This window comes from Mycolicibacter terrae, from assembly GCF_010727125.1.
Taxonomy (GTDB): Bacteria; Actinomycetota; Actinomycetes; order Mycobacteriales; family Mycobacteriaceae; genus Mycobacterium; species Mycobacterium terrae.
Genome location: NZ_AP022564.1, coordinates 220,413 through 232,873 on the forward strand (window position 1 = coordinate 220,413; position 12,461 = coordinate 232,873).

The following is a 12,461-nucleotide window of genomic DNA, read 5'->3' on the forward strand; positions in this document are numbered from 1 at the left end:
CTGGCGGTCCCCGGCCAATGGCCCCGTCCTGGCTGCGCCCGCTGGTCGACAACGTCGAGAAGTTGCCGAAGGCTTATCTGCACCGGCTGCCCGCCGACGTCCGCGCGATGATCTCGGCGGCCAACGCCCAGGCGACCATCACCGGCACCAGGCGCGACGCGGCGGTGCTGGTGCTGTTCTCCGGTCCACCGTCGGACCAGCCGGGTGGCATACCCGAATCGGCCGACCTGCTGGTCACCGTGCGCGCCTCGACGCTGCGCCATCACGCCGGCCAGGCCGCTTTCCCGGGTGGGGCAGTCGATCCCGGGGACTCCGGACCGGTGGCCACCGCGTTGCGCGAGGCCAACGAGGAGACCGGAATCGACCCGCGCCGGGTTCACCCGCTGGTGGTGCTGGACAAGGTCTTCATCGCCCCCTCGGGATTTCAGGTGGTGCCGGTGCTGGCCTACTCGGAAGATCCCGGGCCGGTGAGCGTGGTCGACCCCGCCGAGACCGCTGTCGTGGCACGGGTTCCGGTCCGAGCGTTCATCAACCCCGAGAACCGGTTGATGGTTTACCGTGATGCGCGCAGTCGGCGCTGGGCCATGCCGGCGTTTCGGCTCAACGAGATGCTGGTCTGGGGATTCACCGCCCAGGTGATCTCGGCGATGCTGGACGTGGCCGGCTGGGCGCAGCCCTGGGACGCCACCGAGGTGCGCGGGCTGGACGAGGCCATGGCGCTGGTTGGAGGAGAAGGCGGGATATGACGTCGTCGCAGTGGCTGGACATCGCCGTGCTGGCGATCGCCTTCGTTGCCGCAGTGTCGGGCTGGCGCTCCGGTGCGCTCGGTTCCCTGCTGTCCTTCGTCGGCGTGGCGCTCGGCGCGATGGCCGGGGTGCTGCTGGCCCCGCACCTGATCGAGCACGTCGCCGGGGCCCGGCTCAAGCTGTTCGCGGCGCTGTTTCTGATCCTGGCCATGGTGGTCATCGGTGAGGTCGCCGGCGTGGTGCTGGGGCGGGCGGTGCGCGGGGCGATCCGCAGCCCCGGGGTCCGGGGCGTGGACTCCATGATCGGGGTAGTGCTGCAACTGGTGGTGGTGCTGATCGCGGCCTGGCTGCTGGCCACCCCGCTGACCGCGTCCGATCAGCCGAATCTGGCCGCCGCGGTCAACGATTCGCGGGTCTTGCGTCAGGTCGACGACCTCGCGCCGGGCTGGCTCAAGAACGTGCCGCGACGGTTGTCGACGGTGCTCGACGACTCCGGGCTGCCGGCCGTGCTGGAACCGTTCAGCCGCGCCCCGATCGCCGCCGTGGATGCGCCGGACCCCGGACTGGCTGCCAGTCCGGTCGTCGAGGCCACCGCGCCGAGTGTGCTGCGGATCCGCGGTGTGGCGCCCAACTGCCAGAAAGTGTTGGAGGGCACCGGTTTTGTCATTTCGCCCAACCGGGTGATGACGAACGCGCACGTGGTCGCGGGCTCGGACAGCGTCTCGGTGGAGAGCGGCACCAAGTCCTATGACGCCACGGTGATCTCCTTCGACCCCAAGGAAGACATCTCGATCCTGGCAGTGCCGGATCTGCCGTTGCCGCCCTTGGCGTTCGCCTCCTCGCCGGCCGAACCCGACACCGACGCACTGGTGTTGGGCTACCCCGGCGGCGGTGTCTTCGAGGCGACCCCGGCCCGGATCCGCGACACGATCAACCTCGAAGGGCCCGACATCTACCGCACCGCCACCGTCACCCGCCGGGTCTACACGATCAGAGGCACTGTGCAACAAGGGAATTCTGGTGGGCCCATGATCGACATGGACGGCCGGGTGCTCGGTGTGGTCTTCGGTGCGGCGGTTGACGATGCCGACACCGGGTTCGTGATGACCGCCGAGGAGGTGGCGAACCAGCTCGCCAGGATCGGCGACACCCAGCCCGTGTCGACCCAGACCTGCGTCGGCGGCGAGTGACTCGGCTCGATCGCCGCTAAGCCGGTCTCCCGGCGAGGCCCCCCAGGAACCGCGTCAGCTCTGCGTTCACCTCATCGGGTGCTTCCTCGTGGGCGAAATGTCCCACGCCGGGCAGGGACACGTACTTCCCGTGCGGTGCGTAACGCCGGGTCCGCTCGACCGGATCCGCGAGCACGTAGGGGTCGTCCGCGCCGCGAACGTGCAGCAGCGGGATCGTCAGTGTGCGTAGATCCAGCGCTTTCATGAACCGTCGGCCCTCGGAGCGCAGTTGGCTGCGCACCGCCCAACGTTGGTACTCCAGGGCGGAATGAGCCGCCGACGGGATCTGGATCGCGGTACGCAGGTGGCCGATGGTTTCGGAGAAGTCCTCGCCCGCCTGCCAATTCGCCCCGGCTCTGTTGCGCACCAGGTGTTCGATCTCCGCGCCGTCGCGGCGGGTCAGAGTGCGCTCCGGCCAGAACGGGATCTGATAGCGCAGCAACCATGGCAGCAGCGCGCGGCCTTGATCGGTGCGGGTCAGCGCCGAGTGCCGCAGCGCCGCCGGGTGCGGCGAGCTGACCACGGCGATGCCGCGCACCAGCCGGGGGTGCAGCAGCGCGGTCGCCCAGCACACCAGGCCCCCGTCGGCGTGGCCGACCAGGATCGCCGAGGAGTGCCCCAGGGCGCGGATCAGCCCGGCGGTGTCGCCGGCCAGGGTCCAGCCGTCGTAGCCGCGGGGAGGCTTGTCGCTGCCCCCGTAACCGCGCAGGTCGACCGCCACGACCCGGACGCCGGTCAGCCCGCGCAACTGGTGGCGCCAGGTCCACCAGAAGGAGCCGAACCCGTGCAGCAGCATCACCAGCGGCCGTGCCGTCGGCGGGCCGTCGGCCACGCCCGCATCGGCCGCTGTCGCCTCGACGACATGGAAGCGAATGCCGTTGGCGTGGATGTCCCGATGTCGCCACGGCCCGTCGATACGGGTGATCGACGGATCCGGTGGCGGCACTACCAGCCCGAGGGATCGGTGGTCGATTTGCCGTCCTGCGCGCTCAGCGCGTGCGGCCCCGACGAGTGCAGGCGATCCGGGTCGGGGCGCAGCGCGTCACGCGTCTCGCGCACCGATTCGATGGTCTGGCGCGGTCCCCGGATACGACGCACCCGCAGGTAGCCCAACAGCGCCAAGGCCGTGGCCACCGTCAGCATGGTGCCGAAGACGATCAGGTAAGCGGCCCAGTCCTGCAGCCAGATGTCGAGCACCTGGGCGAGGAAGAAGAAGAAAAAGAAGGTGGAATAGAACAGCACGACCAGGGCCGCGATGAAGAACACGCTGCCGGTCAGGCCCTTCTTGACGTCACGGGTGATCTCGGCGCGGGCGAGTTCGACCTCCGCTCGGACCAGCGTCGACATCTGCGCCGTCGCGTCCTTGACCAGATCCCCCAGCGACGGGTCGGCGGGCAGTGCGTGCGGATCGGCCAGAGGGATGGTCGCCAGGGTGTTGGGCACCCCGTTGCGATCCGTCCTCGCTGGTCTGTTCGAGGCGCGTTTTGCGTTCCTGCGATCGGCCTTGCTCACTGGCTGTCCTCCCGTTCGCTGTCGTCGCGGCTTAATGTTGCCATGCGGCAGCGGCGCCGAGGAGCGCCCCCGGTAAAGCTGCGGCCGGATTGGGCGGGCCTCGCGATAAGCTGTTTCATCCCCACCGGGGGTGGAGCTGATCGGACGGGAGAACCGCTGTGCACATCGCACGCCGCTGGTTGCTGCGCGCTGCGGCGATGCTGCTGACGGGTGCGGTCTGCGCCGCCCTGGCCACACTCGCCGCACCGGCCCCACGGGTCACCGCCGACACCAAAGTGGTGATGGGCGGCGGAGCCGGCATCGTCGTCGACGGCGACACCATGTGCACCTTGACAGCAATCGGCCACGACAACACCGGTGCGCTGATCGGCTTCACCTCGGCGCACTGCGGCGGTCCCGGCGCGGAAGTCGCCGCCGAGGGGTCGGAGTCCAACGGCATGATCGGCCGCATGGTGGCCGGCAACGACGGTTTGGACTACGCGGTGATCGAATTCGACCCCGACAAGGTGACGCCGGTGTCCAACTTCGGCGGCTTCGTCATCGCCGGCATCGGACCGGACCCGTCCTTCGGCCAGATCGCCTGCAAACAGGGCCGCACCACCGGCAACTCCTGCGGTGTCACCTGGGGGCCGGGCCAGGACCCGGGCACCATCGTGATGCAGGTGTGCGGTCGCCCGGGCGATTCCGGCGGACCCGTCGTGGTGAACAACATGCTGGTCGGCATGATTCACGGGGCGTTCAGTGAGGCGCTGCCCACCTGCGTGGTCAAGTACATCCCGTTGCACACCCCGGCGGTGGTGGTCTCGATCAACGCCGTCCTCGGTGATCTCAGCGCCAACGACCGGCCGGGTGCGGGTTTCGTCCCGGTCGCTTAATCCGCGGCCCGGATCGCGTCGAACACGCTGGGGTCCACCAGAGTTGAGGTGTCGCCGAGTTCGCGTCCGTCGGCGATGTCGCGCAGCAGCCGCCGCATGATCTTGCCGCTGCGGGTCTTGGGCAGTTCGGGCACCAGGTGCACGTTGCGGGGGCGTGCGATCGGCGAGATCTCCACCGTGACACGTTCGCGCAGTTCGTCGACGATCGCGCCACCGACCTCGGTGTGGGACGACGCCAGTACCACGAACGCGCAGATCCGTTGGCCGGTCTGCTCATCCAGGGCCCCGACCACCGCCGCCTCGGCCACCGCGGCGTGACCGACCAGCGCGGACTCCACCTCCGCGGTGGAGATGCGATGCCCGGACACGTTCATCACGTCGTCGATCCGGCCCAGCACCCAGATGTCGCCGTCGGCGTCGTAGCGCGCGCCGTCGCCGGCGAAATACCAGCCCTGCTCAGCGAACCGCGACCAGTAGGTGTCGATGAAGCGCTGCTCATCACCCCAGATTCCGCGGGCCATCGACGGCCACGGCTGATCGATCACCAGATATCCCGACACCGGTTCGCCGGCAGCGTCATTGGGCGAGACCAGATCGCCGTGGTCGTCGACGATGCGCGCGGAGATCCCGGGCAGCGGCCTCATCGCCGCACCCGGCTTGGCCGCGGCCACACCGGGCAGCGGGCAGATCATCGTCGCGCCGGTCTCGGTCTGCCACCAGGTGTCGACCACCGGCACCGCATCCGCCCCGATCACCCGCCGATACCAGCGCCAGGCCTCCGGGTTGATCGGCTCACCGACCGAACCCAGTAGTCGCAGGCTGGACAGGTTGTGGGCGTCGGGAATCTCGCGCCCCCATTTCTTGAACGTGCGAATCAGCGTCGGGGCGGTGTAATAGATTGTCACACCGTACTTTTCGATGATCTGGAAGTGCCGGTGCTGGTCCGGGTAGTCCGGGGTGCCCTCGTAGATCACCTCGGTGGCGCCGTTGGCCAGCGGCCCGTACACCGCGTAGGTGTGCCCGGTGACCCAGCCGATGTCCGCTGTGCACCAGAAGACGTCGGAGTCGGCCCGCAGATCGAACACGCAGTAGTGCGTGTAGGCGGCCTGGGTCAGGTAGCCGCCGCTGGTGTGCACAATGCCTTTCGGCTTGCCCGTGGTGCCGGAGGTGTAGAGCAGAAACAGCGGCTGCTCGGCCTCGAACGCCTCCGGGGTGTGCTGCGCGGACGCGCTGTCGACCACGTCATGCCACCACAGGTCGCGCCCCGGCGACCACGCCACCTCGCCACCGGTGCGGCGCACCACCAGCACATGCTGTACCGACTCGGCGCCGGTGACCGCCTCGTCGACCGCCGGCTTGAGCGCTGCGGCCTGCCCGCGCCGGTACTGCCCGTCGGAGGTGATCACCACCTTCGCCTGCGCATCGTCGATGCGGGATCGCAGCGCGTGCGCGGAGAACCCGGCGAACACCACGGTGTGCAGAACACCCAACCGGGCACACGCGAGCATTGCGACGATGGCCTCGGGGATCATCGGCAGATAGATCGCCACCCGATCGCCGGCGACCAGGCCGAGACCGGTCAGCGCATTGGCCGCCCGGCTCACCTCGGTGAGTAACTCCGCATAGGTGATGGTGCGGGCGTCGCCGACCGGCTCGCCCTCCCAGTGGATCGCCACCCGGTCGCCGTGGCCGGCCGCCACGTGGCGATCCACGCAGTTGTAGGCGACGTTGAGCCTGCCGTCGGCGAACCAGCGTGCGAAGGGCGCGGCCGAGTAGTCCAGCACCTCGGTGAACGGCGTGTCCCAGTGCAGGCGGTTGGCCTGCTCGGCCCAGAACGCGAGCCGGTCGTGCTCGGCCGCGCGGTAGGCCTCGGCGCCGGTATTGGCGCGGGCGGCGAACTCGGGGGAGGGCGGGTACAACGACGGCGAATCGGTGGGGGCGGTGTCAGGGTTCCGGCTCACGGTCAGCAGCCTAATCAACCGCCGGTAGTGTCACAGCCCGTGACCACCGACCCACTGGCCCCGCTGCTCGAATTGCCCGGTGTCGCCGAGGCCAGCGAGAAGGTCCGCGATGAACTGGCGCGGGCCCATCGCCACAAGACCAACGTGCGGGGCTGGCCGGTCAGTGCCGCCGAGGCGTCGTTGCGGGCCGCCCGGGCGTCATCGGTGCTCGACGGGGGCCCCACCACGGTGGACGTGCGCGCGACCAGCGATCCGGTGTTCGCCGGAGCCCTGCGGGTGGCCCAGGCATTGGAGGGCGGGGAGAGTTCCCTGGTGGAGGTGTGGCGGCGGGCCCCGCTGCAGGCCCTGGCCCGGCTGCACGTGCTGGCCGCCGCCGATCTGGTCGACGAAGACCACCTGGGCCGCCCGGTGGGCGGCGCGGAGACCGGGCGGCGCCTGGAGATGCTGGCCGACCTGGCCGCCGGGGGCAGCACGGTGCCGGCGCCGGTGTTCGCCGCGGTGGTGCACGGCGAGCTGCTCACGCTCGCGCCGTTCGGCAGCGCCGACGGCGTGGTCGCCCGCGCGGCGGCCCGGCTGGTGACGATCGCCAGCGGGCTGGACCGGCACGGGCTGGGGGTGCCCGAGGTGACCTGGATGCGCAAGGCCGGCGAGTACCGCCGCGCGGCGCGGGATTTCGCCGGCGGTTCCACCGAGGGTGTGACAGCGTGGCTGCTGGGCTGCTGCGCCGCGATGCACGCCGGCGCACTGGATGCGCTGGGGATAGCTGAGGCGGGCGCCAAGCGCTGATTCGGCGGCCCCTGAGACGAAACGAAGCGGGCGGCGCTCCGAAAGATTCGGCTCGCCGCCCGCTAGTACGGTACACGGTTACCAAGCGTCCAACGTGGGTTGCGTGGGTGGCCTCGGCGCTCTTGCGGTGTTCTTCGGCTGCTGCCCCACCCAAAGGGCTGTCGACACCGATCACGTTCCACAATTACGCAGGCCCGCAACACTTCTGCCATCTTCGCGGCTGTGGCTCCGCGTGGGTACCGCTATCCGTACTGGGAAGTGCGGCTCGGGAGATCGATCCTTCTCTTCCGGGTCGACCCTGGCCTCGCCGGGCTTCCGTGCTTCCTTTGTACTACGTGATGCAAGCCACAGCAAGGCCCAATTGCGAAAGGCCCGTATGACGTCACCGGATTGTGACCGCCGGTGTTTGCTGGGCGCTCAGAAAGCCAGTCGGCGCAGCAGTGCGTAGGTCAGGGCGCCGGCCGCGACGGCGCTGATGCCGACCGCCGCGGTGGTGGCCACCGCCGCCCCGGACGGCGCGGAGATGCGGTCGCGCAGCGACACCGGCCGCGAGAAGTTGAGCACCGGCCAGCCGTTGGCGATCGCCTCCTTGCGCAGCGCCCGGTCGGGGTTCACTGCCGAGGGGTGGCCGACCGCCTGCAGCATCGGCAGGTCGGTGATCGAGTCCGAGTAGGCGTAGCAGTGCTCCAGCGGGTAGCCCTCCCGGGCGGCCAACTCCCGGATGGCCTGCACCTTGCCCTCCCCGTAGCAGTAGAACGCGATCTCGCCGGTGTACTTGCCGTCGGCGACGACCATGCGAGTCGCCATGGCGTGAGTGGCCCCCAATGCCCGGGCGATCGGCGCGACGATCTCCTCACCGGAGGCCGAGACCACCACCACGTCGCGGCCACAGAGCTTGTGGTCGGCGATCAGCTGAGCCGCCTCGGCGAACACCAGGGGTGTGACGATGTCGTGAATCGTCTCGTTGACGATCGCCTTGACCTGTTCGACGTTCCAGCCGGTGCACATGTTGGTCAGATGGGTGCGCATCCGCTCCATCTGATCGTGGTCGGCTCCGGACAACAGCATGAGGAACTGCGCGTAACTCGACTTGAGCACGGTGCGGCGGTTGATCAGTCCCTGGTCCATAAAAGGTTTGCTGAAAGCCAGCGCGCTGGACTTGGCGATCACGGTGTGGTCGAGGTCCAGGAAGGCCGCGGTGCGGGTGCGGCTGCCCGGCTGCCCCGACGATCGCAACGACTGCGGCGGACGGGCGCCCGGGTCGGAAGCGGTCACCGCTCCAGCATAGGGGCGAGGGGTCGACGGGCCCGCTGCTATGCCGGAAAGAGCACTTCAGCGCCGTGCGGCGACGAAGTGACCGCTTTTGGTGGCAACACTTGCGCCGGACCGGCCAGTCGTGTGTATAGTGGCATCACTCGGCTTATGCTGAGGGTGTATCGGCCCGACCCCCCGGGGTTGATACACGACGACCTCCGCCTCCTCCCCCCCTGGCGGGGGTCGTCTTTTTTTACCGGTCATTATTCGCTGGGGCGGGCTGAAATCCTTCCCGAGCGTGCTCCAAAACCGGAATTATGATCCGATTCGACTTGAAATCGGGTGATCTGCTGTCGGGCGGTTTTCCACAGTCGCGGATTCCATCCACATCCATCGCGTAGTGGCTGGCGCGGCTGCGATCGCGCCGCCACGGTGGGGGCGTGAGCACCGCCGCCGGCCTGTTGGCCCTCGTCACTCAGCCCGGATTGCGTGACGAGTTGGACCGGGTGGGTGCGGCGGTGGGGGTACGGGTCATCCATCTCGGCGCCTCGATACCGACCCGCAAAGCCTGGACGGCGGCCGCCGCGGCGGTGCTCGACGAGGCCGCCGCCGCCTCCTGTGCCGCGGCCCGGCTGCCACGCCGCGCGCACGTCATCGTGCTCACCGCAGCCCAGCCCACCGCGGCCAGCTGGCAGGTCGCCGTCGCGGTGGGGGCGCAGCGCGTCCTGACGCTGCCCGCCGACGCCGACGAGCTGGTGTCCGAGCTGGCCGAGGCGGCCGACGCGGTGCGCGACGGCGGGCGTCGTGGCGAGGTGATCGCGGTGATCGGCGCCCGTGGCGGAGCCGGCGCGTCGCTGCTGGCCACGGCGCTGGCGCAGCGCGCCGGTGACGCGCTGCTGGTCGACCTGGACGGCTGGGGCGGCGGCATCGACCTGCTGGCCGGCACCGAGAACACCGTCGGCCTCCGCTGGTGCGATCTGACCGCGCGAAGCGGGCGGCTGACCTGGCCGGCACTGCGCGAAGCGCTGCCCCGCAAGCACGGCGTCAGTGTGCTCTCCGGAGCCCGGTGCGGCCTCGAGGCCCAGCAGACCCCTGAGGTTCGGGACGTCGACGCCGCAACCGTCGACGCCGTGGTGGATGCGGGCCGCCGCGGCGGGTCCACCGTGGTCTGTGACCTGCCCCGCGCCCTGACCGACCCCGTCGAGACCGCACTCAGCGCAGCCGATCTCATCGTCGTCGTCAGCCCGTGCGATGTGCGTTCGTGTGCCGCCGGCGCCGTGATCGCACCGCGCCTGCAGGCGGCCAATCCCAACGTCGGTCTGGTGGCGCGCGGGCCGGCTCCGGGCGGACTTCGCGCCGCCGAGGTCGCCGAGATCATCGGGCTGCCGCTGCTGGCGACGCTGCGGGCCGAACCGCGGCTGGCCGAGCGGCTCGAACACTCGGGCTTGCGTCTGCACCGCCGATCCGCGTTGGCGATGGCCGCCGACCGGGTTCTCGCCGTGTTGCCCGCGCGAAAGACTCTGGCGGCATGAGGGATTCGTTGATCGAGCGGGTCCGGGAAAGGCTCGCCTCGGAGTCGTGGGAGTCCCGGGAGCCCACGAGGTTGCGTCCCCAAGTGGTGGCCGCGGCGATCCGGGCCGAATCCGGCGGGGTGCTCGGCGACACCGAGATGTTGTCGAACCTGCGGGTGCTGCAGACCGAGCTGACCGGCGCCGGGATCCTGGAACCGTTGTTGTGCGCGGCGGGCACCACCGATGTGCTGGTCACCGCCCCTGACGCGGTGTGGGTCGACGACGGAGACGGCTTGCGGCGCACGGAGATCCGGTTCGCCGACGAGGCGGCGGTGCGCCGGCTGGCCCAACGGCTCGCGGTGGCCGCGGGACGCCGGCTCGACGACGCCCAACCGTGGGTCGACGGCCACCTCGACGCTATCGGCACCGGTGAGTTCACCGTGCGCCTGCACGCGATACTGCCGCCGGTCGCCGCCGACGGGACCTGTTTGTCGCTGCGGGTTCTGCGGCCGGCCACCCAGGACATCGCCGCGTTGATCGCCGCCGGTGCGATCGCGCCACCGGCGGCGGCGCTGCTGGCCGACATCATCGATGCTCGGCTGGCGTTTCTGGTCTCCGGTGGCACCGGCGCCGGGAAGACCACTCTGCTGGCGGCCATGCTGGGCGCAGTGCGGGCCGGGGAGCGTCTGGTCTGCGTCGAGGACGCCCCCGAATTGCAGCCCCGCCACCCGCATCTGGTCAGGCTGGTGGCCCGCGCGGCCAACGTCGAGGGCGCCGGCGAGGTGGGCCTGCGCGATCTCGTCCGGCAGGCGCTCCGGATGCGGCCGGACCGGCTGGTGGTCGGTGAGGTCAGGGGCGCCGAGGTGGTCGACCTACTGGCCGCGCTGAACACCGGGCACGACGGCGGCGCGGGGACCGTGCACGCCAACAGTCCGGCCGAGGTTCCGGCCCGACTCGAAGCGCTTGCCGCACTCGGCGGGCTGGACCGCGCCGGGCTGCACAGCCAATTGGCCGCGGCCGTACAAGTGCTGTTACACGTCGGCCGCGATCTCTGCGGCAGGCGCCGACTCACCGACATCTCGCTGCTGCGCCGCACCGCCTCCGGCGTGGTGCACGCCGCGCCGGTGTGGCAGGTCGAGCGGGGGCTGAGCGAGCACGTCACCGAGTTCCGCGCTTTGGTACGTGATCGGAGTCCGGCATGACCGGCCCGGCGGTCGCGGCGCTGGCGCTGGCCGCGGCGGCGCTGCTCGGCGTCTCCCCGCTCCGCCGGCTGCGGCCGGCGGACCGCACCGGTCACCGGGTCAACCGGTGGGGTGCCCTCGGCCCGCTGGGAGGGTGCGCCGGGGCGCTGGCCGCGATCATGCTGCCGGCGAGTACTTGCCTGGCCGCGGCGGTGTTGGGTGCCACGGCCGCGCTGCGCCAGCGCCGTCGTCGCCGGGGCCGGCGTGCCGTGGCGGAGGCACGGGCCCTGGAGACCGCGCTCGATGTTCTGGTCGGTGAATTGCGTATCGGCGCACACCCGGTGCGGGCCTTCGCCGTTGCCGCCGCCGAAACCGGCCACGGCTCGGTGGCCGCCGGCCTGCGGGGCGTGGTCGCCCGGGCCCGGCTCGGCGCCGATGTCGCGACCGGTCTGCGTGATGCGGCCAAGTCCTCGGCGCTGCCCTCGCACTGGGAACGCCTCGCGGTCTACTGGGAGCTCGGTGGCGAGCACGGCCTGGCGGTGGCCACCTTGATGCAGGCCGCTCAACGCGATATCAGCGCCCGGCAACGGTTTTCAGCGCAAGCCGATGCCGGTATGGCGGGTGCGCGGGCCTCCGCGGCCATCCTGGGCTGCCTGCCGGTGCTCGGAGTGCTGCTGGGTGAATTGATCGGCGCCCGCCCAGTCGAGTTTCTGCTCGACGGGCCGGGCGGGGTGCTGTCCGTGGTCGGAGTGAGCCTGGTCTGCACCGGCTTGCTGTGGTCGGACCGGATCACCAGCCGTGTGGGCGCCGCCCCGTGAGCACCGCCGCGGTGTTACTGGCTGCGGCCATGCTGGTAGCCCCGTCGACCGTGCGGGCACGGGCCGGGGTGCCCCGGCCGGAACCCGGGGTGCGTCACCGGGCGGTGCCGGGCACCGATGCGCTGGCCCTGGCCGCCGGCCTCGACGTGTTCGCGCTGTGCCTGACCGCGGGAATGCCGGTCTCGGCTGCGGCTGCCGCTACCGCCCGGTCTGCGCCGCCGCAGCTGGCGGGCGCGCTGCGCCGCGGTGCGGACCTGTTGGCCCTGGGCGCCGACCCGGGTATCGCCTGGTCGGCGCCGAAGGACCGTGCCCTCGACCCGTCGGCGATCGCAGTGCTCCGACTGGCCCGGCGGTCGGGTTCCTCCGGCGCGGCGCTGGCGACCGGACTCGCCGAGCTCGCGGCGCACTGCCGCGAGGAGGCGGCACACGCGGCAACGGCCGCCGCGGAGCGCGCCGGAGTGCTGATCGCCGGGCCGCTCGGGGTGTGCTTTCTGCCGGCTTTCGTCTGCCTGGGCATCGTGCCGGTGGTCGCCGGGCTGGCTGGCGACGTGCTGCGGTCGGGGCTGCTGTGACCAGCCGATGCTTCGC

At 70.8% G+C, this 12,461-nt stretch carries 12 protein-coding genes; 8 read left to right on the forward strand and 4 right to left on the reverse strand.

Annotated features, from left to right (window positions below; genetic code table 11):
* The first annotated feature begins 17 nt into the window (after nucleotides 1-17).
* Entirely contained in the window at nucleotides 18-746 is a 729-nt protein-coding gene (locus G6N23_RS01110) for an NUDIX hydrolase (RefSeq protein ID WP_085260325.1), read from the forward strand.
* Nucleotides 743-1,936, forward strand: a complete 1,194-nt coding sequence (marP, locus tag G6N23_RS01115) for an acid resistance serine protease MarP (protein ID WP_085260324.1) — start codon at nucleotides 743-745, stop codon at nucleotides 1,934-1,936. Before G6N23_RS01110 ends, marP begins: the two co-directional genes overlap by 4 nt.
* 16 nt (nucleotides 1,937-1,952) lie before the next feature.
* Here the strand turns inward: marP and G6N23_RS01120 are convergent, their stop codons facing one another.
* Nucleotides 1,953-2,921: an alpha/beta fold hydrolase gene (locus G6N23_RS01120; protein ID WP_085260323.1), complete on the reverse strand. Its 969-nt coding sequence runs from the start codon at nucleotides 2,919-2,921 to the stop codon at nucleotides 1,953-1,955.
* Nucleotides 2,921-3,487: a phage holin family protein gene (locus tag G6N23_RS01125; protein ID WP_085260322.1), complete on the reverse strand. Its 567-nt coding sequence runs from the start codon at nucleotides 3,485-3,487 to the stop codon at nucleotides 2,921-2,923. Before G6N23_RS01125 ends, G6N23_RS01120 begins: the two co-directional genes overlap by 1 nt.
* A gap of 158 nt (nucleotides 3,488-3,645) precedes the next feature.
* Between G6N23_RS01125 and G6N23_RS01130 the strand changes: the two genes are divergently transcribed.
* On the forward strand, nucleotides 3,646-4,362 hold the full coding sequence (locus G6N23_RS01130; RefSeq protein WP_179961147.1) for a chymotrypsin family serine protease: 717 nt from the start codon (nucleotides 3,646-3,648) through the stop codon (nucleotides 4,360-4,362).
* On the opposite strand, the gene acs is transcribed toward G6N23_RS01130, so the two are convergent.
* Complete coding sequence (gene acs / locus G6N23_RS01135; RefSeq protein ID WP_085260321.1) at nucleotides 4,359-6,323, reverse strand: acetate--CoA ligase; 1,965 nt, start codon at nucleotides 6,321-6,323, stop codon at nucleotides 4,359-4,361. The genes G6N23_RS01130 and acs overlap by 4 nt on opposite strands.
* A 39-nt stretch (nucleotides 6,324-6,362) precedes the next feature.
* Here acs and G6N23_RS01140 point away from each other — a divergent pair, with 39 nt between their 5' ends.
* Entirely contained in the window at nucleotides 6,363-7,109 is a 747-nt protein-coding gene (locus G6N23_RS01140) for a Fic family protein (protein WP_085260320.1), read from the forward strand.
* Between the two features lie 417 nt (nucleotides 7,110-7,526).
* Here G6N23_RS01140 and G6N23_RS01145 read toward each other — a convergent pair whose 3' ends face one another.
* Complete coding sequence (locus tag G6N23_RS01145; protein ID WP_085260319.1) at nucleotides 7,527-8,384, reverse strand: HAD-IB family hydrolase; 858 nt, start codon at nucleotides 8,382-8,384, stop codon at nucleotides 7,527-7,529.
* 419 nt (nucleotides 8,385-8,803) lie between these two features.
* Here G6N23_RS01145 and ssd point away from each other — a divergent pair, with 419 nt between their 5' ends.
* The 4 genes from ssd to G6N23_RS01165 are packed head-to-tail and all read left to right on the forward strand — an operon-like array spanning nucleotide 8,804 to nucleotide 12,445.
* A complete protein-coding gene (gene ssd / locus G6N23_RS01150) occupies nucleotides 8,804-9,895 on the forward strand; it encodes a septum site-determining protein Ssd (RefSeq protein ID WP_085260318.1) in 1,092 nt (363 codons plus the stop codon).
* Nucleotides 9,892-11,076, forward strand: coding sequence for a TadA family conjugal transfer-associated ATPase (locus G6N23_RS01155; RefSeq protein ID WP_085260317.1), 1,185 nt, complete (start codon nucleotides 9,892-9,894; stop codon nucleotides 11,074-11,076). Before ssd ends, G6N23_RS01155 begins: the two co-directional genes overlap by 4 nt.
* Nucleotides 11,073-11,873, forward strand: a complete 801-nt coding sequence (locus tag G6N23_RS01160) for a type II secretion system F family protein (RefSeq protein WP_085260316.1) — start codon at nucleotides 11,073-11,075, stop codon at nucleotides 11,871-11,873. The genes G6N23_RS01155 and G6N23_RS01160 overlap by 4 nt, the downstream gene beginning before the upstream one ends.
* Entirely contained in the window at nucleotides 11,870-12,445 is a 576-nt protein-coding gene (locus G6N23_RS01165) for a type II secretion system F family protein (RefSeq protein ID WP_179961148.1), read from the forward strand. Before G6N23_RS01160 ends, G6N23_RS01165 begins: the two co-directional genes overlap by 4 nt.
* The last annotated feature ends 16 nt before the right edge of the window (nucleotides 12,446-12,461 follow it).